At 74.0% G+C, this 22,133-nt stretch carries 23 protein-coding genes and 1 tRNA gene; 16 read left to right on the top strand and 8 right to left on the bottom strand.

Annotated elements, in window-relative coordinates:
* Positions 1–361 precede the first annotated feature (361 nt).
* The 8 genes from OOT42_RS10335 to OOT42_RS10300 are packed head-to-tail and all read left to right on the top strand — an operon-like array spanning position 362 to position 9,158.
* A complete protein-coding gene (locus tag OOT42_RS10335) occupies positions 362–1,648 on the top strand; it encodes a glycosyltransferase (protein WP_273651138.1) in 1,287 nt (428 codons plus the stop codon).
* Entirely contained in the window at positions 1,645–2,607 is a 963-nt protein-coding gene (locus OOT42_RS10330; protein ID WP_273651137.1) for a hypothetical protein, read from the top strand. The genes OOT42_RS10335 and OOT42_RS10330 overlap by 4 nt, the downstream gene beginning before the upstream one ends.
* Positions 2,600–3,355: a hypothetical protein gene (locus OOT42_RS10325; RefSeq protein ID WP_273651136.1), complete on the top strand. Its 756-nt coding sequence runs from the start codon at positions 2,600–2,602 to the stop codon at positions 3,353–3,355. Before OOT42_RS10330 ends, OOT42_RS10325 begins: the two co-directional genes overlap by 8 nt.
* Positions 3,352–4,029, top strand: a complete 678-nt coding sequence (locus OOT42_RS10320; protein ID WP_273651135.1) for an HAD family hydrolase — start codon at positions 3,352–3,354, stop codon at positions 4,027–4,029. Before OOT42_RS10325 ends, OOT42_RS10320 begins: the two co-directional genes overlap by 4 nt.
* Complete coding sequence (locus tag OOT42_RS10315; RefSeq protein WP_273651134.1) at positions 4,026–4,298, top strand: MoaD/ThiS family protein; 273 nt, start codon at positions 4,026–4,028, stop codon at positions 4,296–4,298. The genes OOT42_RS10320 and OOT42_RS10315 overlap by 4 nt, the downstream gene beginning before the upstream one ends.
* Positions 4,295–5,494 (top strand): molybdopterin-synthase adenylyltransferase MoeB, encoded by a 1,200-nt coding sequence (gene moeB, locus OOT42_RS10310; protein ID WP_273651133.1) that lies wholly within the window; start codon positions 4,295–4,297, stop codon positions 5,492–5,494. Before OOT42_RS10315 ends, moeB begins: the two co-directional genes overlap by 4 nt.
* 23 nt (positions 5,495–5,517) lie before the next feature.
* Positions 5,518–7,380, top strand: a complete 1,863-nt coding sequence (locus OOT42_RS10305) for an ABC transporter ATP-binding protein (RefSeq protein WP_273651132.1) — start codon at positions 5,518–5,520, stop codon at positions 7,378–7,380.
* On the top strand, positions 7,377–9,158 hold the full coding sequence (locus tag OOT42_RS10300) for an ABC transporter ATP-binding protein (protein WP_273651131.1): 1,782 nt from the start codon (positions 7,377–7,379) through the stop codon (positions 9,156–9,158). The genes OOT42_RS10305 and OOT42_RS10300 overlap by 4 nt, the downstream gene beginning before the upstream one ends.
* A 96-nt stretch (positions 9,159–9,254) precedes the next feature.
* On the opposite strand, the gene OOT42_RS10295 is transcribed toward OOT42_RS10300, so the two are convergent.
* Positions 9,255–9,653 carry a VOC family protein gene (locus OOT42_RS10295; RefSeq protein WP_273651130.1) on the bottom strand — a complete coding sequence of 133 codons (399 nt, stop codon included), beginning with the start codon at positions 9,651–9,653 and terminating at the stop codon, positions 9,255–9,257.
* A gap of 120 nt (positions 9,654–9,773) precedes the next feature.
* Here OOT42_RS10295 and OOT42_RS10290 point away from each other — a divergent pair, with 120 nt between their 5' ends.
* Positions 9,774–10,616, top strand: a complete 843-nt coding sequence (locus OOT42_RS10290; RefSeq protein ID WP_273651129.1) for an SDR family oxidoreductase — start codon at positions 9,774–9,776, stop codon at positions 10,614–10,616.
* A gap of 280 nt (positions 10,617–10,896) precedes the next feature.
* On the top strand, positions 10,897–14,118 hold the full coding sequence (locus OOT42_RS10285) for a hypothetical protein (RefSeq protein ID WP_273651128.1): 3,222 nt from the start codon (positions 10,897–10,899) through the stop codon (positions 14,116–14,118).
* A 79-nt stretch (positions 14,119–14,197) separates the two neighbouring features.
* Here OOT42_RS10285 and OOT42_RS10280 read toward each other — a convergent pair.
* Positions 14,198–14,271, bottom strand: a tRNA-Pro gene (locus tag OOT42_RS10280).
* A gap of 85 nt (positions 14,272–14,356) precedes the next feature.
* On the bottom strand, positions 14,357–14,686 hold the full coding sequence (locus OOT42_RS10275) for a YciI family protein (RefSeq protein ID WP_273654749.1): 330 nt from the start codon (positions 14,684–14,686) through the stop codon (positions 14,357–14,359).
* 184 nt (positions 14,687–14,870) lie between these two features.
* Here OOT42_RS10275 and OOT42_RS10270 point away from each other — a divergent pair, with 184 nt between their 5' ends.
* Positions 14,871–15,257, top strand: coding sequence for a VOC family protein (locus OOT42_RS10270; RefSeq protein WP_273654748.1), 387 nt, complete (start codon positions 14,871–14,873; stop codon positions 15,255–15,257).
* A 3-nt stretch (positions 15,258–15,260) separates the two neighbouring features.
* Here OOT42_RS10270 and OOT42_RS10265 read toward each other — a convergent pair whose 3' ends face one another.
* Positions 15,261–15,770 (bottom strand): COG4315 family predicted lipoprotein, encoded by a 510-nt coding sequence (locus OOT42_RS10265; protein WP_273654747.1) that lies wholly within the window; start codon positions 15,768–15,770, stop codon positions 15,261–15,263.
* Between the two features lie 156 nt (positions 15,771–15,926).
* On the opposite strand from OOT42_RS10265, the gene OOT42_RS10260 reads away from it, so the two are divergent.
* A complete protein-coding gene (locus OOT42_RS10260; RefSeq protein ID WP_273654746.1) occupies positions 15,927–16,433 on the top strand; it encodes a sigma-70 family RNA polymerase sigma factor in 507 nt (168 codons plus the stop codon).
* Complete coding sequence (locus OOT42_RS10255) at positions 16,430–17,149, top strand: anti-sigma factor family protein (RefSeq protein WP_273654745.1); 720 nt, start codon at positions 16,430–16,432, stop codon at positions 17,147–17,149. The genes OOT42_RS10260 and OOT42_RS10255 overlap by 4 nt, the downstream gene beginning before the upstream one ends.
* 46 nt (positions 17,150–17,195) lie before the next feature.
* Here the strand turns inward: OOT42_RS10255 and OOT42_RS10250 are convergent, their stop codons facing one another.
* Positions 17,196–17,693: a YbaK/EbsC family protein gene (locus OOT42_RS10250; RefSeq protein WP_273654744.1), complete on the bottom strand. Its 498-nt coding sequence runs from the start codon at positions 17,691–17,693 to the stop codon at positions 17,196–17,198.
* Positions 17,690–18,667 carry a pirin family protein gene (locus OOT42_RS10245; RefSeq protein ID WP_273654743.1) on the bottom strand — a complete coding sequence of 326 codons (978 nt, stop codon included), beginning with the start codon at positions 18,665–18,667 and terminating at the stop codon, positions 17,690–17,692. Before OOT42_RS10245 ends, OOT42_RS10250 begins: the two co-directional genes overlap by 4 nt.
* Positions 18,668–18,746: 79 nt before the next feature.
* Here OOT42_RS10245 and OOT42_RS10240 point away from each other — a divergent pair, with 79 nt between their 5' ends.
* From OOT42_RS10240 to OOT42_RS10230, 3 genes are read left to right on the top strand one after another with little or no spacing between them, the layout of a single operon-like run.
* Complete coding sequence (locus OOT42_RS10240; protein WP_273654742.1) at positions 18,747–19,226, top strand: RNA polymerase sigma factor; 480 nt, start codon at positions 18,747–18,749, stop codon at positions 19,224–19,226.
* Positions 19,226–19,825 carry a methylated-DNA--[protein]-cysteine S-methyltransferase gene (locus tag OOT42_RS10235; protein ID WP_273654741.1) on the top strand — a complete coding sequence of 200 codons (600 nt, stop codon included), beginning with the start codon at positions 19,226–19,228 and terminating at the stop codon, positions 19,823–19,825. Before OOT42_RS10240 ends, OOT42_RS10235 begins: the two co-directional genes overlap by 1 nt.
* Positions 19,826–19,835: 10 nt before the next feature.
* Positions 19,836–20,213 (top strand): DUF2277 domain-containing protein, encoded by a 378-nt coding sequence (locus tag OOT42_RS10230; RefSeq protein WP_273654740.1) that lies wholly within the window; start codon positions 19,836–19,838, stop codon positions 20,211–20,213.
* A gap of 61 nt (positions 20,214–20,274) precedes the next feature.
* Here the strand turns inward: OOT42_RS10230 and OOT42_RS10225 are convergent, their stop codons facing one another.
* Together OOT42_RS10225 and mqo are read right to left on the bottom strand one after the other, a co-directional pair.
* The gene (locus OOT42_RS10225) at positions 20,275–20,583 is read right to left on the bottom strand and encodes a hypothetical protein (RefSeq protein ID WP_273654739.1); all 309 of its coding nucleotides are present in this window, start codon (positions 20,581–20,583) and stop codon (positions 20,275–20,277) included.
* An 8-nt stretch (positions 20,584–20,591) separates the two neighbouring features.
* Positions 20,592–22,076, bottom strand: a complete 1,485-nt coding sequence (gene mqo / locus OOT42_RS10220) for a malate dehydrogenase (quinone) (protein WP_423776009.1) — start codon at positions 22,074–22,076, stop codon at positions 20,592–20,594.
* Positions 22,077–22,133: the final 57 nt, after the last annotated feature.

Raw genomic sequence — 22,133 nt, 5'->3', positions numbered from 1 at the left:
CCGGGGTCGTCGGGTGGGTCTGTCGGACGGCCGCGCCGGACGGAGGGCGACGTCGACGACCCGAGCCGGACACCGGAGCACGAGTGCACGCGCTCCCACGACGGAGGGCGGCGTGCCAGCAGGCGAGCCCGGGGTCGTGGGCGGAACGGGACGATAGCGACATCCGGACCGGTTCGCCAGACCGGCTACGGGGACCGGCACCAGCGCCGGGATGCACCGAGCTGTCCCTGCTCCGGAGGTGCGACATGCCGCGATCGACACCTTTGACCGGTTTGAGCGCCCCGTGTACCGTCGCAGCCGCGCTCGCCCCGGGCTCTCGCCAGGTGCGCCGCTGACCAGGCACCTTGTCGATGGAGACCCCGTGAAGCAGCTCGACGCCCTGCAGCGCCGGCAGGTCGACGGTCTCGACCGCGCCTGCTGGCCGACGTCGGACCGCTCGGCGGCTGTCGTCAGCAGCGTCGTCCTCAGCGCAGACCCTCTCCTGCAGGAAGCGGCGGTCGACTACTGGGACATGTCGTCGGCCCTGCACCGGGAGGTCGTCGCCCGAGCGCGTGCCGCAGCGTCGGCCGAGACGCGCGACGCGCTCGAGGCACTCTGCCGGAGGCCCGACGACGCACGGGCCGCAGGGACGCTGCGCCACGCGGTGGAGTCGCTCCTGGACTCCGGCGACCCGCGGTGGGTCGCCGCGGCCGACTGCGCGCTCGCTGCCGACGCCCTGGGCCGACTGGCCGCGCACGTCGGTGACGGCCACGACGCGGACGTCGAGCCCGTCACGGTCGACGACCTGGTGCCCGAGCACACCGCGGCCTCCGACCGACCTGTGGGCGCGGGCCGAGCCTGCATCGTGGTGCCCTTCCGGGACCGCACCGCGGACCGCGGCCGCCTGCGCAACCTGCTGGCATGCCTCCGGGCGCTCGACGACCAGGACGTGCCCCGCGGCGACTACCGCGTGGTGGTGGTCGAGGCCGACGAGGAGCCCCGCTGGGCGGGCGTCCTCGAGCACGCGGCCGACGACTACGTGCACGTGCGGTCCGGCGGCCACTTCAACAAGGCATGGGCCGTGAACGTCGGCGTCGTGCAGCGCGGTGCGGGTGCCGAGCTCGTGTGCGTCCTCGACGCCGACGTCCTGGTCGACCGGGGCTTCGTCAGGCGCAACGTCGGCCGGTTCCGTGCGCGCGGCGCGCAGGCGCACCTGCCCTTCCGGGACGCGTTGTGCCTCGACGCCGCCTCGTCGCACCGCGCGGCACGTGAGCGGGTCGTCCTCGGCCGCCCGGGGGTGCCGCTCGACGTCCTGCGCGGCGCGGTGCTGCGTCGCCCGCCCGGGCACTGCGTCTGGGTCCGCCGTGGCCTGTTCGACCGCGTCGGCGGCTTCGACGAGCGATTCGAGGGCTGGGGGGGCGAGGACCTCGACTTCGTGTTCCGGCTCGACGTCGTCGGCTCGGTCGACCGGTACGACGACCCCTTGCTGCACCTCTACCACGAGCGGCCGCTGACCCAGGTCGACGGGCGTCGGTTCTACGCGGGGCGCCGCCTCCTCTCGTGGAGCCCCCAGGGTCCCGTCGGGCAGCTCGCCGGACCCGCGACGTCGAGCGACGACGACCTGGCCGGGCTCATCGAGCGCGTGGACGAGACTCCCGAGGGCTCGTGAGAGCGCTCTACTGCCTCGACCCGGATGTCGCCCCGCATCACGTCGAGGAGGTCGTGCGCCGCTGCGGCCTGGACGCGGTCGTCGTCGGCGACCGCGCACAGGAGAACGAGGAGCTGCTCTCGTGGCTGCGGGACGGCGACCTCGGAGTGGCGCTCAACTTCCCCCTCTTCTTCGATCCCGTCCTCCTGGCGCAGATGCCGGACACCTACGCCGTGACCAGTGCGGGCCGACGCGCCGTGGACCGCTGGCTGCACATGGCATGTCCCCGCTCCGACGAGTTCTGGGACGCACGCCGACGCGCGCTGGCCGGTGCGCTCGAGGTGCTGCAGCCCGACCTGGTGTGCCTCGACTTCGCACGCACCTTCGTGATGTGGGAGCGCGTTCCCGCCGACGCGTCCGCCGCCGACATCGAGCACGGCTGCTGGTGCGCTCGGTGCGTCGACGGCCTCCCGACGCCGGTCGACCGCGAGCAGCTGGGCCGGAACGCCGTCGAGGCGGTGACGGCACGCGTCCGCGACGCCGTGGACGTCGTGCGGGCGACGTCCACGGACACGACCGTGGGCGTGAAGGTCGTGCCGTGGCTCGCCGACGACTACGCGGGCGCGCGCCGCTGGGCCTGCGGGCAGGACCTCGAAGCGCTCGCCTCCTGCGTCGACGTGCTCATGCCCATGTCGTACAGCGCCATGATCGGCCGCCCGGCCCACCACGTGCGGAAGCTGCACGACGAGATCCGGCGCTCCACGGGGCGCCCGGTCGTGCCGTGGGTCCAGGCCGCCTCGGCGGACGACGACGCGGCTCTCGACGTGGACGAGCTGCGGCGGATGCTCGACGCCGCGGCGCCCGAGACGTCCGACGGGGTGTGCGTCTTCCACCTCGACGGCGTGGCCGACCGACCCGAGGTGACGGAGCTCCTGCACGCCATGTTGTCGAACCCGATGAGAAGGAGCGCCCGTGCCTGACGCCGACCTGGACCCGTTCGGACCTGAGCCGTGGCTGCGGCTCGGAGAGCTGACGTTCCGCTCGCGACTGCTCCTGGGCGTGGAGCAGTACACCGACCCCGCGGTCGTGCGTGACGTGCTCGACGCCAGCGGTGCCGACGTCTTCATCACGACGTACGACCTCGAGCGGACGCGGAGCAGCCTCCTGCTCTCGGACCTCGACCGGGAGGTCGATCTCGCGCGGTTCGCGTGGATCGGCACGACGTCGTTCGCGCACTCCGCGAACGACGCGGTCGAGACGTCCCGCCGGCTGCGCGACTCGCTCGGCCTCGACGTCATCAAGCTCGACGTGCGCGACGACTCCAACATGCCGGACGCGGCCGCCACGGTCGTCGCCGCGAAGGAGCTGCTCAACGACGGCTTCAGCCTCCTGCCGTTCATCCTGCCCGACCCCGCGACAGCGCGGGTCCTGGAAGGCATGGGCTGCTCCGCGCTCCGCCTCATGGCCAGCCCGGTCGCGAGCTACCGCGGTCTCGTCGACGAAGCGGCGCTTCGCTCCTGCATCGACGCCGTCGGCGTCCCGACCGTCGTCGAGGGCGGGCTCGGCAGCACCGCACACGTCTCACGTGCCTTCGAGATCGGCGCGGACGCGGTCCTCGTCAACACGATGGTCGCGCGCGCGCCGGACCCCGGACGCATGGCCCGCGCGGTCCGGCACGCCGCCCTCGCCGGCGGCTTCGCCGCGGGACAGCTGGACACGCCCGCATGAGGTACGCGGCCGCACTCGTCGACGTCGACGGAGTCCTCGTCGACACCGACGAGGCCGTGGTCGCGCTGTGGGCCGACGTGTGCGAGCACTTCGGGTCGTCGCGACCCGGCGTCGAGGCACGTCGGCACGTCATCGGCTGCAGCGTGGAGCACACCAGCCGGCACCTGCTGCCGGACGTCGACCCGCGGGTCGTCGCCGCGCGCGTCGCCGAGTCGGAGCCGTCGCTCCCGGTCGTCGCCGTGCCCGGTGGCGCGGATCTCGTCCGGGGCCTCGCGGGTGCAGGCGTCCCCGTCGCACTCGTGACGGGCGCCTCGAGCCGACGGCTGACACGCGTCGTCGACGAGCTCGGGCTGCGCGACTCGGTCGCCGCGACCGTCACCTGGGGCGAGGCGGCAGGAAAGCCCGATCCCGCGCCCTACCTGCTCGCCGCCGCGCGGCTCGCCGTCCCGGCCGACAGCTGCGTCGTGGTCGAGGACTCGACGCACGGTGTCCGGTCAGCCGTCGCGGCCGGCGCGCGGTGCCTCGGGCTCGCGCGCGGGGGCCCCGACGCGGCGCGAGCGTTGCGCGACGCGGGCGCCGACGAGACCTACCCGCACCTCCATGACATCGCTGCCGCGCTGGGCGTGGCGGCGACCGCCACCCGGCGGGAGACGACGACGAGAGGAACGACGTGACCGCAACCATCGTCCTGCCCGCGGTGCTCGCAGCGCGCGCGGGAGGCGCCCGCACGCTGCACGCAACGGGAGGAACGCTCCGGGAGGTGCTCGCCGACGCGGCACAGGCGCAGCCCGCCGTCGTGGACGTGATCCAGGGGCACGGGGAGCTGTCCCGGTTCGTCAACGTCTACGTCGACGCCGTCGACGTGCGCGTCACCGGAGGGCTGGACACGCCGGTGACCGACGGCGCCGAGATCACCGTGATCCCCGCGGTGGCCGGAGGATGAGCGCGGCAGGCGTGGGCGGCAGCCTCCCCGGGCCGCTCGTGGAGCCACGGCACGACCTCACGGCGGACGAGGTGGCGCGCTACAGCCGGCACCTTCTCCTGCCCGAGGTCGGTCTCGACGGTCAACGGCGGCTGGCAGGCGCGAAGGTGTTCGTGGTCGGCGCGGGAGGGCTGGGCGCCCCGGTCCTCACGTACCTCGCCGCCGCCGGTGTCGGGACCATCGCGGTGGTCGACGACGACGTGGTCGACCACTCCAACCTCCACCGGCAGGTGCTCTTCGGCACGGACGACGTCGGCCGCGCCAAGGTCGACGTCACCGCCGAGCGCCTGCGCCGGATCAACCCGCACGTCCGGGTGCTGACCCACCGGACCAGGGTGTCGCCCGAGAACGCGCTCGACCTGTTCCGCGGGTACGACCTGGTGATCGACGGGACGGACAACTTCGCGACCCGGTACCTCGTGAACGACGCGTGCGTCATCCTCGACCTGCCGTACGTCTGGGGTTCGGTCTTCCGCTTCGAGGGTCAGGTCAGCATCTTCTGGGCCCGGTACGGTCCGCAGTACCGCGACCTCTACAGCGAGCCACCGCCGCCGGGGCTGGTCCCGTCGTGTGCCGAGGGCGGAGTGCTCGGGGCGCTCTGCGCGGTCGTCGGCGCCACGATGGCGACCGAGGCCGTCAAGCTCGTGCTCGGCATCGGTGAGTCGCTCGTCGGCCGTCTGCTGACGCTCGACGCCCTCTCGATGCGGTGGCGCAGCTTCGCGATCCCGGTCCAGGAGGACACGCTGCGCGTGCGGACCTTGCAGGAGTGGCCGTACGAGGAGCGGTGTGCCCTGCCGTCGGCCGTCCCCGGCGGCGCCGCGATCAGCGTCGCGGAGCTCCGTGACCTGGTGGCGCGCGGCGAGGTGGGCCGCACCGTCCACGTCGTCGACGTCCGCGAGCCGTTCGAGCACGCCCTGGGCTCGGTTCCCGGCAGCGTGCTCGTCCCGAGCGGACGGTTCGCGGCGGCCGAGACCCGGGCACGGCTGCTCGAGCACGAGCGCGTCGTGCTCTACTGCAAGTCCGGCGCACGCTCGAGCACGTGCCTCGACCTCCTGCGCCGCGACGGCCATCCGGACGTCCGCCATCTCACCGGCGGGTTCGACGCCTTCGACCGCGCCCGGGACGTCGTCGGGGCGGCACCGGGGGACGTGCGGTGATACGCCGCTGGCGAACCGCCGCGGTGGCGCCGCGCATCGCGGCCGCGCGGCTGCTGCCCGGTGCCGGGCTGCCGCTCCTCGCCGGGCTCACGGTGCTCAACCTCGTGCTCGGGCTGCTCCCCGTCGCATTCGTGGTCGCCACGAGCGTGCTGGTCGGGCGCGTCCCCACGGCTGTGGCGGACGGCGTCGACTCGGCGGCGTGGGACGAGCTCGTGGTGGGCTTCGCGCTCGCGGCGCTCGCGTTCTGCAGCCTCCAGGTGCTGACTCCCGTGCAGGCGGCGCTGGGCGTGGTCCTGAAGCGGCGGGTCGACGAGCGGCTGCGCGACCGGATCATGGAGGGTGCGTTCCGCTCTCCGGGGATCGGTCCGATGGAGGACCACGCGACGCTCGAGGCGCTGAGCGAGGCGACGCGTGAGATCGACTCGGACGACCTCACGCCGGGCGACGCGTGCGCCGGCCTGCTCGCGCTGATCGCCCGGTACACCGCCCTCACCGGCTACGCGGTCGTCGTCACGGTGGTGTCCTCGTGGTGGACGGGCCTCGCGGTCGTCGCGGCGACCCTGGTGTTCCGCTACGGCCAGCGCGGCGGTCTGCGGAAGTACTCGACTGCGTGGTCGGAGGTCGTCGGCTTCCGTCGTCTCTCGGAGTACCTGCGTGAGGTGGCGATGGGAAGCGCGGCCGCCAAGGAGCTACGCGTCTTCGGGCTCGCGGAGTGGTTCGCCGACCGGTACGAAGACGCGACACGACGGATGCTCGCGCCGGTCACGGCGCGCCGTCGGCTGATCTTCCTCAAGCCGTTCCTGGTGTTCACCTCGGTCGGCCTCGTCATCGCGGCCGGGGTCCTGGTGCACCTGGGGCGCGCCTCGGCGTCCGGCGACCTCGACCTCACGTCGCTCGCCCTGGGCGTGCAGTCCGTGGTGGCCGCCCTCATGCTCGGCGTCTTCTATCCCGAGGCGGACGTAGCGACGCAGTACGGCATGCAGGCGATGACGGCGCTCGAGGAGTTCGAGGAGCGCGTCGGCGCGACCACCGAGCAGGCCGGGCCGGGAGCACCCGTGCCTGCCCACGTGCCGTCCGTCGCGCTCCGGTTCGCGGACGTGCACTTCGCCTACCCCGGTTCGGTCCCGGTCCTCGACGGTCTCGACCTCGACATCCCGGCCGGTCTCTGCACCGCGGTCGTCGGTGTGAACGGCGCGGGCAAGACGACTCTCGTCAAGCTGCTGACCCGGCTGCACGAGCCCGACGAGGGACGCATCACCGCGGACGGCACGGACATCGGCACGTTCGACGTCGCCGCATGGCGGCGGCAGGTCTCGGTGATCTTCCAGGACTTCGTGCGGTTCGAGCTGTCCGCGGCCGACAACATCGCGCTGGGTGCCGTGCACGCGCCGCGCGACGGCACCGCGGTCCGCGAGGCCGCACGGCGCGCCGGGATCCTCGACGTCCTGGAGCAGCTGCCGCTGGGTCTGGACTCGCCGCTCTCGCGCGCGTACCCGGGTGGTGCCGACCTGTCGGGCGGGCAGTGGCAGCGTGTCGCGATCGCTCGCTCGCTCTACGCCCTCCAGGCGGGGGCGACGGTCCTCGTGCTCGACGAGCCCACGTCCGCGCTCGACGTCCGGGCGGAGGTGGCGTTCTTCGACCAGTTCGTCGAGCTCACGCGCGGCGTCACGTCGATCCTCGTCTCGCACCGCTTCTCGAGCGTCCGCCGGGCCGACCACATCGTCGTGCTGGACGCGGGGCGGGTCGTCGAGCGCGGGACGCACGACGAGCTCGTGGCCGCCGGCGGGGAGTACGCCCGGATGTTCCGGCTGCAGGCAGACCGTTTCGTCGATGTGGACGCCACCGCAGGCGGACCGACCACCTCGTCCACAGGAGGCCCGGCGTGAGGCAGACCATCGCAGGTGCGTACCAGCTCCTCCGGCTCGCGTACCGCGTCGACCGGAAGCGGCTGCTGGTCGCCCTCGCCCTGATGCTCCTGCAGTCGGTGTCGATGCCGCTCGCGGCGCCGGCGCTCGGTGCGCTCACCGACGCCGCGGTCGCGGGGGACGTCGCGGGTGCCACGGTGGCGGCTACGGTCGCGGCGCTCATGCTGATCGCGTCCCTGACCGCCGGGCACTTCGCGCACGTGTACTACTTCGAGCTCGGCGACCTCGCCGTCATGACGCTGGAACGTGAGCTCGTGGAGCTCGCGAACGCGTCGCCCGGCATCGCGCACCACGAGCGGCAGGACTACGCCGACAAGCTCCAGGTGCTCCGGACCCAGCTGCACCGGTCGGGTTGGGAGTCGATGCAAGCGCTGCTCTCGGCGCTCGGGCTGACGCTCGCCATCGCGGTGACGGCGTTCCTCTTGGCCGGCCTGAGTCCGTGGCTCCTCGCGCTCCCCGTCGCGGCCGTGCCGCCGTTGATCCTGGGCCGGCTGGCGGAGGAAGGTGCGGGCAAGGCGCGCGACCTCGCGGCGACGGACGGTCGGCGGGCTCGACACCTGTTCTCGATCGCGACCGACCCAGGACCTGCCAAGGAGCTGCGTGTCGTCGGGCTCGGGGACGAGCTGCGCGCACGCCACGCGATGGCGTGGTCCGCGGCGACGAAGCAGCTGGTCCGGGGCGAGCTCCGAGCGAGCGGCCTCCGGGTCGTAGGGCAGCTCGTCTTCGCCGTCGCGTACGTCGCGGCGACGCTGCTCGTCGTGCGGGCCGCGGTCTCGGGGGAGAGGACCGTCGGCGACGTCATCCTGGTCATCACCCTGGCTGCGCAGGTCAACGCGCAGGTGGCGTCTGCGGTGACGATCCACCAGCAGCTGCAGCGCACAGGGCGCACGCTCGCCGATCTCCGGTGGATCGGGACGGTCGTGCGCGCTCCGGAGGCAGGGACGACGCCGGCGCCGGATCGGCTCCGCACCGGCATCAGCTTCGTCGACGTCGGATTCGCCTACCCCGGCACCGACCGGTTCGTGCTGGAGGGGGTCGATCTCGAGCTCCGCGCGGGCACGACCGTCGCGGTGGTCGGCGAGAACGGCGCCGGGAAGTCGAGCCTCGTGAAGCTCCTCTGCCGGTTCTACGACCCGACGAGCGGGACGGTGCTCGTCGACGGCGTCGACCTCACGACGCTGGACGTGGCGAGCTGGCGTGCGCATGTGTCAGCCGGCTTCCAGGACTTCTGCCGGTTCGAGCTCGTCGCGCGCGAGTCCGTGGGCGTGGGCAACCTGCCCGACGTCTCGTCGGACGACGCGGTCCTGGCCGCGCTCGACCGGGCGCGGGCGTCCGTGGTGCTGGATCGCCTGGAGCGCGGGCTCGACACGCTGCTCGGGATCCAGCACGGAGACGGTGCACAGCTGTCGGGTGGTCAGTGGCAGAAGCTCGCTCTCGGGCGGGCGATGATGCGAGAGTCGCCGCTCCTGCTCGTGCTCGACGAGCCGACGTCGGCTCTTGACGCGCAGGCCGAGCACGACCTGTTCGAGCAGTACGCGCACAACGCCCGTCGGGTGGCGGCGACGTCCGGCGCGATCACCGTCCTGGTGTCGCACCGGTTCTCGACCGTACGGATGGCCGACGTCATCCTGGTGGTTGCCGACGGCCGGGTGGCCGAGCAGGGGAGTCACACCGAGCTCATGGAGCGAGGCGGCCTGTACGCCGAGCTGTTCGAGCTGCAGGCGGCGGCCTACCGCTGACCGGGCGCCGGTGTCGACCTCGTCCGCATCCGGCTGCGCGGGGCGTGCGGCGTCGCCCCCGACGCATCGAGCGTGCTCTGGTCCGGGGTCGGTCGGTCATGCCACGCAGAACTCGTTGCCCTCGGGGTCCAGCATCACGACGTGCCCCAGCACGGTGCGCCCGGTGTCGTCCGCGTACCGCTCCTCGCGCACCGACGTCGCACCGGCGGCGACGAGCTCCGCGACCTTGGCCCGGATGGCCGTCTCGCGCTCGTGCCAGTCCCACGGCGGCTCGCCGAGCACGCGGATGTCGATGTGCAGCCGGTTCTTCGCGGTCTTCGGCTCGGGCACCCGCAGCCAGCCGATCGCCGGCCCGACGCCGTCGGGGTCGACGATCGAGGCGCCGTCCGGCTCGTCGTACCCGGGCTCGGGAACGTAGCCGAGCGCGAGCGCCCAGAACGCGGCGAGACGGTGCGGGTCGGCGGCGTCGCCGCCGAGGGTCCAGTGAGTGGCCACCTCGGCACCCTAGGGCCCCGGAGCAGGCCCGTCGTGGCGGGCCTGCTCCGGCCCCTGGTCGGGTTGCGGGGCCGCCGCTAGCGTGACCACGCAGGTGCACGCCGACCGGGAGGGCCCGCCATGCGATCCGTGGTCGTGACCGGCGCGTCGACCGGCATCGGACGCGCCACCACGGCGGCGCTCGTCGCCGCCCGCTTCCACGTCTGGGCGACGGTGCGGAGGCCCGACGACGCCGCGAGCCTGCAGGCCGAGCACGGCGACGCCGTCACCACGCTCCTCCTGGACATCACCGACGACGCGGCCGTGCGCGCCGCGGGGGAGCAGGTGCTCGCGGCAGGACCGTTGTCGGCGTTGGTCAACAACGCGGGCGCCGCCCTGCCGGGACCGCTCGAGCACCTGCCGCTCGACGTGCTCCGCCGCCAGCTCGAGGTGAACCTGGTCGCTCAGCTCGCCGTCACGCAGGCGATGCTGCCCGCCCTGCGCGCGAGCCGGGACGCCGGCCGGGACGCGCGGATCGTGATGATCGGGTCGATCGGCGGCCGGATCGCGGGGCCCGTGCTCGGCGCGTACAGCGCGGCGAAGTTCGGCCTCGTCGGCCTCACGGGGTCGCTGCGGGCGGAGCTCGCACCGTCGGGCATCCGCGTGCTGCTGGTCGAGCCGGGTGCGATCGCGACGCCGATCTGGTCGCGCGGCGCGGCCGCGGGGCAGGTCGTCGCGGACGCGATGCCGCCCGAGGCGCTCGTGCGCTACCGCGACCAGATCGACCGTGCCCTGGCGAACGCGCGTCGGAGCGCGGTGCGCGGCGCGCCGCCCGAGCGCGTGGCGGACGCCGTCGTGCGCGCGCTCCTCGACCGCAACCCGGCGCCACGCCGCGTCGTCGGACGCGACGCCCGCGTCGCGGCGGCGATGGTCCGCGCGCTGCCGCACCGGGTGGTGTACCGCATCACGGCCGCCCGCCGCTGAGCACCCGACCGGCGACGCGCCCTGCAACGGTCGCTGCTGCAGACTGCGCTCACGACGCCCACGACGCGCCGCGTGCCGCAGCACGAAGACGAGCTGGTCGGAACCGGTCGGCATGGCCCCTCCAGCGGCGCCGGTCAGCGAGAGATGTCCGCCGCGCAGCCGTCACCCGGGCGCCGGTCGTGCCCGCTCGGGCAGCATCCGTGCGCGATCCGCTGCGCGTGCGGCGTGGACGTCCGGGCTGTCGCGCGCCGTGATGGTGCTCGAGGACCCAGGAGGACGAGTGCCGGTCCACGAGCGCCGTGACCAGGGCGCGAAGCGCACAGGTGGCGCGACGGCGAAGCGCGCGCCGCGACGCCCGCGAGCGCCGTCGAAGGCGCTGTCGTTGCTGCGCCCCGAGGACGTCATCGACCTCCAGCAGGACGCAGGCAACCGCGCCGTCGCGACGTACCTCCAGCGGGAGCCCGACCCCGAGTCGCTCGCCGGCGTGCACGCGCGTGAGCCGATCCCGAAGGGCGGACCGGACATCCGCCCCGCGCTGCAGGCCAGGTACCCGGCCCTGCTCGGCGCCCTGACGGGCGAGCAGCTCGAGCAGTGGCAGAAGGTCGTCGACCACTACACGATCGCGTGGCACGTCGACGCGCGGCTGCGGCGGTTGTGGGACGACTTCGCCTACTACGGGACGGTGCGTGCGCAGCACCCGGACTACCTGAAGGAGCGGCGCCGGCTGATGCGTGCCGTGCCGCCGAAGCCCGACGAGCGCCTCGCGGTCGACGTGCGGCTGCTGTTCGCCGACGACGTGCGGCAGCCGCCCGAGTGGGACGTCAAGGCGGAGACCGAGTTCCGGCAGTGGGCCGTCGAGCAGATCACGAAGCAGCCGCTCAGCCTGAACCTGCGCCCGACGCCCGGTGAGGCGCTGGGGCAGCACCCGATGCCGGGGATCGTCTACAAGACGAAGGGCTTCGTGACGGCGGACGACCTGCGCAACGACTACCCGGAGGAGTACGCGAGGCGCGTCTCGGACCGGGAGGAGCTCGCGAAGCTGCGGGAGGCGCTCAAGGAGACGACCGAGGTGTGGCACGAGCTGCAGCCGATGCACGTCGAGCGCAGCGCCATCAACGCGCGGAGGATCGGGTTCGGGGCCGTCCGGCACATCTCCGAGGCGCTCGGGGAGGGCAGCCAGGCGTACCCGTCGCTGCGCATCTGGGACCAGCCGCGTCAGCTCATCGAGCGGGCGTGGCCGCTGCTGCGTGAGCGCAAGTACGAGCTCGTCGTGCCGCTCATCGCCATGGCCGAGCAGTCGACCGCCGACGCGGCCACGCGGTTCTCGGCGTACGAGAACCGCGTCATGACCGGCGCGGGCACAGCCGTGAAGTGGCTCAACCGGCTCAAGACGACCGGGACGATCGCCGCGGGGATCGCCTCCGGCGGGCTCGGTCTGACGGGGTCGGCCCTCGTCGCCGGCGGTTACACCCTCACGCAGGAGGGGCTGGGCCGGGCCGCGGAGATGCACTACGGCCAGCGCAAGGACCTCGGGCTCGCGAGCCTCGTGCAGGCCGCAGGCGTCAGCGCCGTCATGACCTACCTCGGTGGAGCGCTGCAGGCCCGGTTCCAGGTCGCGATCAAGGCACGCATCGACCGGATCCCCGACCTCGCCGGCACGAAGCTCGCTGAGCTCACCGCGAGCGCGATGGCGGCCGGCACCTCGTCGGTCTACATGACGGCGACCGAGGCTGCACTGAAGGCCGTCGTCGAGGGCAAGGCCCTGCCGAAGAACGCGAGCCAGCTCGCCGACCTCATCGTCGACGGCGTCGTCGAGAACGTCGCCATGGACCTCGGCCTGGCCCGCGTGAACAGCCGCGTCGCGAAGGAGTACGAGGCCTGGCGGGGCGGCGCGCGCGGGCCCGCGGTCACGGTGCCCGCGCCGACCGGCCGGGGCGCCGCGGGCGACGCCGCGCACGCCACGCCCCGGGTCGACGTCCCCGGCACGGCCGGCACGGGGGACGGGAAGGTCCCGGCCGGCAGGCTCTCCGACGTCGCCGTGCGCTCACTCCTGACCGAGGCCGGCGGGTGGCAGCGGCTGCACGCCGAGCTGCGGGGCGGGACGGGCCTCGGTGCGACCCTGCCGCTCCCGGAACGGCAGGCGCTCATCGCACGGTTCGAGGCGCATCGCGAGGGCCTCGCGCGCAACGCGGGCACGGTGTTCGACGGCACGGTCATGATCGTCGAGACCGGCGCCGGTCGCCAGGTCGAGGTGCACTTCGCGGGCGACGACGCCGCGCAGCACGTGCGGGACGCGACCGAGTACCTCGACGCGAAGTCGCCGGGGTGGGCGCAGCAGACCGACGTGCGGCTCGTGGCCGACCCGGCGTCGACCAAGGCGCCCACGGCCACGACGAGCGGGCCGGGTGCCAAGGACAGCGCGCAGATCGTCGAGCGGCTCAGCCCGGAGGCGCGAGCGCTCGCCGCGGAGTTCGTCGCCGTCTACGACCGCTACCTCACGATGGATGCCCATGCGCGGTTCGACGTCCTGCTCGAGATCGCGAACCGGCAGCTCGTGGCGGCGGGTGCGCCGCCTCTCATCCCGAGCCACATCCACAACCCGAGGCCCGAGCAGCACGGCCGGCAGCCCGCCAGGGTGTGGGAGCTGCAGATCAACCTCAACCTCGTCTCGCAGAAGCGCCCGACGCCGCTGGAGTTCGCGGCCGCGTGCGACACGATCGCGCATGAGACGCGGCACGCGCTCCAGTGGTTCCGCATGGCCCGGCTGCACATCGAGCGCACGCTGCCGGGAGCGACGTACGCCCAGGTGCAGCACGCGTCCGCCCAGGGGGACCCGGTGCTCAGCAGGTTCGACCCGCAGACCGTGAAGGCCGCGTGGGAGGCGCAGACCGGCGGCCGGGCAGCCGAGCCGTTCACGGCGGGGCAGCTGCACCACCAGGAGGCGTCGGCGTTCTACGACAGCGTGTTCGGCCACAACCGGGCGCACCGCGACGACGTCTACGCGATGCTCGACACGCGTGTGAACGAGGTCGACGTCGCTCTGCGGCGCCTGCGGCTCATCGAGCAGCTGCGCCTGCCGGAGAACGACCAGCGCTTCGTCGACGCACGGGACCGCTACCGGGAGGCCGTGGCGGCGCAGAGCAAGGCGCACGACGACTACGAGATGCTCATCGAGGAGATCGACGCCCGCACGCACGGCCAGGACGTCGCCGCCGCCGTGCTCCTCGACGCCCGCATGCTCCCGCACCTGCGCGAGGCCACACGCACCGCCTACCGCGCCTTCCAGGACGCCGACCGCGCGTCCCTCAACGTCTCCCGCGTCGGACGAGGCACCCGCGCGGACGCGCGGGCGACGGCGTTCCGCCGTTACGAGCAGGCCGTGGAGGCGCTGCACCGGCTCGAGAAGCGCATCGAGGCGGACGCAGCCGCGGCTGCGCGTGCCGGCGGTGGGAAAGGTCCCGGCGGGACGTCCGGGGGTGGGCCGGGCTCCACGCCACCGTGATCGCCGACGTGGCGGAGCGGCGGGCTTCTCCGGAGACGACTCAGGCCTGGTGAGACACCGTCTCACCAGGCCTGATCTGTCGGGCTGACAGGATTTGAACCTGCGACCCCTTGACCCCCAGTCAAGTGCGCTACCAAGCTGCGCCACAGCCCGATGGCCCCCGCAGGGGCCTCGGAAACTCTACCTCACCGGGGCGGGGTGCCCGTCCACCCGTTTCGGGGCAGCGCGTCGGTGCGCCTCAGCCCTCGAACGGCCAGAACGGCCGCACCTCGACGCGCCCGAAGCGGGCCATGGGGTGCCCGGCGGCGATCCGCAGCGCATCGTCGAGGGACTCGCTCTCGACGACGTCGTACCCGGCGATGTGCTCGGCGGTCTCGGCGAAGGGTCCGTCGGTCACGAGCGTCTCGGAGCCGCGGACGCGGACGGTGCGGGCGTCGGACACGGGGCGGAGGCGGTCGCCGTGCAGGCGGGCGGACCCGGTCTCGGCGAGCCAGGTCTCGATCGTGTCGCCCTCGGGCGTGTAGGGCTCGCCGGTCGGGTCGGTGCAGATGAGCAGCATGTAGCGCATGGTGGTTCTCCGTCGCTCGCAGGTACCGGGCGGCGGTGGCCCGGCGGACGACCTCGTGACGGGCGAGACGTGCCGGGATCGACAACGTGCACGTCCGTGCAGGGCGATTGACCCTGTCACGGCCCGGTCCTAGCGTCGAGCCGCCGGCCAGCCGAGGGTCGTCTGGCCCGCCCAGGAGGCCGTCATGCTCTCCGACTTCGACGCCATCCCCGTCCTCGCGGTCACGGACCTCGACAAGGCGCGCGCGTTCTACGAGACCACGTTGGGGTTCTCCAGCGTCGGTGACGCCGCGGAGGGCGTGATGTACCGCTCGGGCAGCGGCTCGTTCCTCGTGTACCCGTCGGGGTACGCGGGCACGAACCAGGCGACCGCGATCTCCTTCCAGGTGTCGGCCGACCGGTTCGACGCCGAGGTCGCGGACCTGCGCGGCCGCGGCGTCGACTTCCAGACGTTCGAGGTGCCCGAGGGCACGTGGCAGGACGGCGTGCTGGTCTCCGGCGAGATGAAGGCCGCGTGGTTCGCCGACCCGGACGGCAACATCCTCAACGTGGAGACCGGCGCGGAGGGCTGAGCGTCACGGGCCGACCTGCGACCCGTCGGGCGCGACGGCGTACCAGACGTCGTTGACGCCCTGCCCGTTGACGTCCCCGGCGGCCGTGTCCTGCGCGAACAGGTACACGGGGCGCCCGTCGATCGTGACCTGGTACTCGCCGTCGGGCGTCTCGATCGTGCCGACCTCGCCGGTCACGCCGTCGACGACGACGTCCTCGGACTCGGCGTAGACGGGTGGCCACGCGGTGAGGCAGTCGCCCGTGCACGCGCTCGTCCCGGACCCGGGCGTGTCCTTGAGGAAGTAGTAGACGGTCATGCCGTCCTTGTCGACGACGACGGAGCCGAGCGACGTGTCGGCCGTCATGAGGTCGGCCGCGACCGCGGAGCCCTCGTCGGCGGGCGTCGGCTCGGTCATCTCGTCGGTCGTGGCCTCGGTCTGCGCGCCGGAGTCGTCGTCGCCCGAGCCCGAGCAGCCGACCAGCGTGGCGGTCGCGACGAGGCCGAGCGTGGTGAGCAGGATGGTGCGTCGCACGGTGGTCCCCTTTCCCCCGGGGGAGCGGGCCCGCGCCGGGCGGTGCGGCGTCACGGGCTCCCCCTGGGTCCACGGGCGGGTGAGGTTGGCGGTTCACCTGAACCCGGAGCCGGTGCGGTCCGTGGTGTGGGTGACAGGACAGGAGGTGGGGCGCGCGTGGACGACGACGCGGACGAGCTCCTGCGCGCCCTGCACGCGACGTACGCGCGGCCGCTGCACCACTACGTCGTGCGGCTCACGGGCGACCACGAGCTCGCGCAGGACGTGGTGCAGGAGGCGATGGTGCGCGCGTGGCGGCACCCCGAGGTCATGGCCCGCGACGACGACGCGGCACGTGCCTGGCTGTACCGCGTCACACGCAACCTCGTGATCGACGACCGTCGCAGCGCCCGGCACGTCCGCGAGCACGTCACGGACCAGGCGCCGGACGTCCCGACGCCCGACGGGACGCAGGCGGTCCTGGACGCGTGGCTCGTCGCCGACGCGCTGACGGGCCTGTCGGCCGAGCACCGGGCCGTCGTCGTGGGGGCGTACTACGGGGGGCGGTCGGTCGCGGAGCTCGCCCGCGAGAACCAGATCCCGGAGGGCACCGTGAAGTCGCGGCTGCACTACGGGCTGCGCGCGCTGCGGCTCGCGCTGCAGGAGAGAGGGGTGACGTCATGACCGGCCGCGACAGCGCCGACCGGCCCGACCTGCCCGCGGACGAGTTCCGGGAGTGGGACGCGGCGTACGTGCTGGGGGCGCTCGGACCGTCGGACCGTCGGAGGTTCGAGGAACACCTCGCAGGCTGCGAGGCGTGCCAGGACCGGGTGTCGGAGCTCGCCGGGATGCCCGGGCTGCTGCGCGCGCTGCCCGCGGACCAGGCGGCCGCGCTCCTCGCGCCCGAGCCGGCCGAGCCTCCGGAGGCGGAGGTCGTCGACCTCGCGACGGTCGCGGGGCGAGCGCGTGCCACGCGCCGTCGCCGCCGGCTCGCGACGCTCGTCTCCGCGGCCGCCGTGGCGCTCGTCGCGGCCGTCGGGGGCGCGTGGGTGGCGCGCACGGTCGCGCCGGCTCCGGTGACCGCGCAGGCGGCGCACCTCGCGCTGCGGCCGGTCGGCGGCGTCGACGTCACTGCCGACCTCACGCTGCAGCAGAAGAACTGGGGCACGCGGCTCGACTGGTCGTGCGAGTACCCGGCCCCGCCGGTCGACTACCCGCTCGTGTACGAGCTCGTGCTGGTCGAGGCCGACGGGACGGCGACGGTCGTCGCGACCTGGGCGTCGCACAGCGGCGAGGCACGCGGGCTCGGGGCGTCGTCGAGCATCCCGGCGGACGACATCGCGCGCGTCGAGATCCGCCTGCAGGGCGCCGACGACGCGCTGGCCGCCGCGATGACCTGACGCGCGCCGGACGCCACCGGGCGGCGGCCCGGCGTCGGTGCGCGGGTCAGCCGGCGGCGACCTCGTCGTCGGCGACGACGTGCGGCGTGCCGCCGGTGATCGTGACGAGCTCGTCGAACGTCGTCGGGAAGACGGAGTGCGGCGTGCCGCCCGCGGCCCACACCTGCGCGTGCTCGGCGAGCGCGACGTCGACGACCGTCTCGACCGGCTCCGGGTGGCCGACGGGCGCGACGCCCCCGATCGCCTGGCCGGTCGCGGCGCGCACCTGCTCGGGCGTCGCACGCGTGATCCGCTCGCGCCCGAGACGGCGGGCGAGTCCGACGGTGTCGACGCGGTGCCGGCCGCTGGTCAGCACGAGCAGCGGCGCGCCGTCCGCGAGGAACACCAGGCTGTTCGCGATCGCGCCGACCGGGCAGCCGAGCGCGGCGGCCGCCTCGGCGGCGGTCCGTGCCGAGTCCGGCAGCACGGTCACCTGGCCGGTGACGCCGGCGGCGTGCAGGGCGTCGGCGACGCGTCGGGCGGACGGGGGCAGGGTCTCGGTCACGGGCGCTCCGGTCGGGGTCGGCGACGGCGCGGCTGCAGCCGCACGTTCGGCAGGGCGGGGGCGGGGATGCGTTCCGGGCCGTGCCCGACGACCGAGCCGAACCGGTCGGCGGCGTCGGGCGACTCCCACGCGGCGCGTGCCGCGGCGACGTCGGCGTGCGTGCGGCCGACGAAGTTCCACCACATGACGAGGTCGTGCGCGAACGGCTCGCCCCCGAGCAGCATGAGGCGCGCGCCGTCGGCTCCGGCCCGCACGGCGACCTCGTCGCGACCGTCGCCCAGGTAGAGCAGGGGACCCGGTGCGACGTCCACGCCCGCGACGGCGGCCCGGCCGCCGAGCATCAGGACGGCGTGCTCGAACCCGCGCTCGAGCGGCAGCACGACGTCGTGGCCGGGATCGACGACGACGTCGGCCCCGAGCAGCGGCGTGTGCACGCGGGCACGTGACCGCGCACCGTCGATCCCGCCGACGAAGACCGTGGCGCGCGTGCCGGGCGCCTCCCACACGGGCAGGTCCGTGACCTGCTCGAACGACCGCGCACCGTCGGCGACGGCGTCGGGGAGCGCGACCCACAGCTGGACGCCGTGCAGCGGTGCCGCGTCGCCGAGCGTGAACTCGGAGTGCGCGACGCCGTGGCCCGCGGTCATGAGGTTGAGCTGGCCGGGCCGGACGACGGCCTCGGACCCGACCGAGTCCCGGTGCAGGATGTCGCCGACGAGCGGCCACGTCACGGTCTGCAGCGCGGTGTGCGGGTGCGGCAGCACGCGCATGTCGACGTCCTGCGGGCCCATCTCGTCGAGGAAGCACCACGCGCCGACCATCGGGAGCGCGCGCTGCGGGAGCGTCCGGCGCACCTGCATGGCCCGCACGCCGCCGAGCGGGACCTCCCGGGCCTCGTGCAGCTCGGCGACGGGTCCGCGCATGCCGAGCGCCTCGCACAGCGCCTCCTCCGGGCGCACCTCGAGGTTCGTCATGACCCCACTGTGCCTGACACGCTGACCTGCCGGGGACACCTCACACCCGCGACCGCCCGTGCGTCTGCACACTGTGGGCGTGAAGCAACCGTTCGAGCGGGTCGTCGTCGAGCACGGCGCGACGGTGCTGCGCGTGTGCCGGGCGGTGCTCGGCACCGTCGACGCGGACGACGCGTGGTCCGAGACGTTCCTGTCGGCGCTGCGCGCCTACCCGGACCTGCCGGCGGACGCGAACGTCGAGGCCTGGCTGGTGACGATCGCGCGGCGGCGCTCGATCGACGTCGTGCGGCGCACCGCCCGTCAGGCCGTGCCGGTCGCGGACCTGCCCGAGCACGCGGCGCCCGACGGCGGCCGTGACCTCGACCTGTGGGCGGCGCTGGCGGCGCTTCCCGACAAGCAGCGCCGGTCGGTGACCTACCACCACCTCGGCGGCCTGCCCTACGAGGAGGTCGCCGCCGTCCTCGGCGGGACGGCCGCCGCGGCACGACGCGCGGCCGCCGACGGGGTGGCGACCCTGCGCCGGACGTACCCGCGCTTCGCGGAGGAGGGAGAGTCGTGATGACGCACGCACGGGGGACGGCGACGGGGGAGGACCTGTCGCGGCTGCACGACGTGCTCGTGGCCCGGGCGGCCGCGGACGGCCTGCTCGACGTCGCCTACCGGACGGTCGACAGCCCGGTCGGCCCGCTGCTGCTGGCACGCACGCCCGCGGGCGTCGTCCGGGTGGCGTTCGCCGTGCAGGACCACGACGCGGTGCTGCAGGACCTCGCCGCACGGGTCAGCCCGCGCGTCCTGGAGGCGCCGGGCGCGCTCGACGACGTCGCGCGCGAGCTCGACGAGTACTTCACGGGCGCCCGGCACACGTTCGACGTCCCGGTCGACCTGCGGCTCACCGCCGGGTTCCGGCGGTCCGTCGTCGAGCACCTGCCCGACATCCCGTACGGCCGGACCGCGTCGTACGCGCAGGTCGCCGCGTCGGCGGGCAGCCCTCGCGCGGTCCGGGCGGTCGGCACGGCGTGCGCACTCAACCCCGTCCCGCTCGTCGTGCCGTGCCACCGGGTCGTCCGGTCCGACGGGAGCCCCGGCCGGTACGCGGGCGGGGACGCGGCGAAGCAGGCGCTGCTCGACCTCGAGGCGCGCGTCGGACGCGCGGCGTAGCGTCGGGCGCATGTGCCGGAACATCACGACGCTGCGCGGGCTCGAGCCGCCCGCGACCACCGAGGAGATCGAGGCGGCCGCCCGCCAGTACGTGCGGAAGGTCACGGGCGTCCAGACGGTCAGCGACGCGACGCGCGACCCGTTCGAGGCGGCCGTGGCCGAGATCGCGGCGATCACCGCGCGGCTGCTCGACGAGCTGCCCGCACGCCGTCAGCCGCCCGCGACCGTGCCGCCGCTGCGCCGGCCCGAGGTGCAGGCGCGCATCGCGGCCCGGATCGCGGCGCGCGAGGAGCACGAGCGGGCGCACGAGCTCGGCCTGCCGCACGTGCACGAGCACGACGACCTGCACGAGGACGACGACCTCGACGAGGTCGCCACCGCGCGCTGAGCCGCGCCGACGCGGCGGCGGAACACGGTGGCCCCGCGGTCGTCGCGCTCCGCGCGGCCGGTCAGTCGACGGGTCCGGACGCCTCGCCGGCGACGACGTGCGCCGACACCAGCCGGGGGATGCCGGGGGGAGCGACCGCGGAGAGCGCGAGGAAGCGCGCCTCGGCGCGGTGCAGGCGGATGTGCTCGTCGAGCGTCCAGGTCGGGCCGTTGGTGAGCTGCATGCCGCACGCGCACGCGATGGTCACGCGCCCGTCCGGCGTGGTGTCGACGAGCCCGACGGTGGTGTGGTCGGTCGCGGCGCGCACCTTGGCGCGGCGCATCTCGGCGCTCACCGGCACGACCGGCGTCGCCGCGTCGTGGACGGTCATGGCGTTCCTCAGTGGTCGGTGGCGACCCGCTCGTCGACGAGCTGGTCGAGCTCGAACGACTCGTCCCACTGGGCGCCGCCGAGCGACGGCATCATCGCACGCAGCTGCGGGCGCCAGCCCTCGACGCGCTCCGGGAAGCACCGGTCGAGCAGGTCGAGCATCGTCGCGACGGCCGTCGACGCCCCGGGCGAGGCGCCGAGCAGGCCGGCGATGGAGCCGTCGGCCGAGGTGACGAGCTCGGTGCCGAACTCGAGCACGCCGCCCTTCTTCCGGTCGCGCTTGATGACCTGCACGCGCTGACCGGCGGTGATGAGCTCCCAGTCGCGCGGGTGCGCGGTCGGCATGAACGCGCGCAGCGTGCGCAGGCGGTCCAGGTCGGTCGCGGTGACCTCGCCGATGAGGTACTTCAGCAGGTCGAGGTTGCGCACGCCGACGGCGAGCATCGGGACCAGGTTGTCCGGGCGGATCGACTTCAGCAGGTCGAGCCACGAGCCGTGCTTGAGGAACTTCATGCTCCAGCCCGCGTAGGGGCCGAACATCAGCGCGGTGCCGCCGTCGACGACGCGCGTGTCGAGGTGCGGGACCGACATGGGCGGGGCGCCGATGTCGGCCTTGCCGTACACCTTCGCCTGGTGCTGCGCGACGATCTCGGGGTTGGTCGTGCGCAGGAACTGGCCGCTGATCGGGAAGCCCGCGAAGCCCTTGGCCTCGGGGATGCCCGACTTCTGCAGCAGCGGCAGCGCGCCGCCGCCCGCGCCGATGAACACGAAGCGCGCACGCACGCGACGGGCGTTGCGGTTGCCGTTCCAGCGCCGGTCCTTCACGCGCAGTGTCCAGGCGCCGTCGCGTCCCTGGCGCAGGCGCGTGACCTCGCTCTCGACGTGCAGCCGGACGCCGCGCCGCCGGGCGTCGTCGAGCATCGCGCGCGTCAGCGCGCCGAAGTCGACGTCCGTGCCCGAGGACGCGCGGGTCGCAGCGACGGGCTCGGCCGGGTCGCGATCGGCGACGAGCAGGGGCGCCCAGGCGGCGATCGTCGCGGGGTCCGCGCTGAACTCCAGGTCGGAGAACAGGGGGTGCGCCCGCAGGGTCTCCCAGCGGCGGCGCAGGTACTCGACGTTCGCCTCGCCGCGCACGAAGGTCATGTGCGGGGTCGAGGAGAGGAAGCCGGTGCCCTCGGGGAGGCGGCCGTGGGTCGCGAGGTGGTGCCACAGCTCGCGCGAGAGCTCGAACTGCTCGTTGATCGCGACGGCCTTGGTGATGTCGATCGTGCCGTCGGCGCGCTGCGGCGTGTAGTTGAGCTCGCAGAGGGCGGCGTGGCCGGTGCCCGCGTTGTTCCAGGGGTTCGACGACTCCTGCGCGACCTCGGCGCGGCGCTCGTGGATCTCGACGGTCCACGTCGGCTCGAGCGTCGTGATGAGCGCGGCCAGCGTCGCGCTCATGATCCCGCCGCCGACGAGGACGACGTCCACTGTGTCTTCGCGATGCGCCACGATTCGAGCGTATGTCGACGTCGAGAATCTCTACAGCGAGGGACGTGTGACGTTCGTCTC

Source organism: Cellulomonas fimi, assembly GCF_028583725.1.
In the GTDB taxonomy this organism is placed as follows: Bacteria; Actinomycetota; Actinomycetes; order Actinomycetales; family Cellulomonadaceae; genus Cellulomonas; species Cellulomonas fimi_B.
Note: the sequence above shows the minus strand (reverse complement) of the source record. Positions and strands in the feature narration are given on the sequence as shown.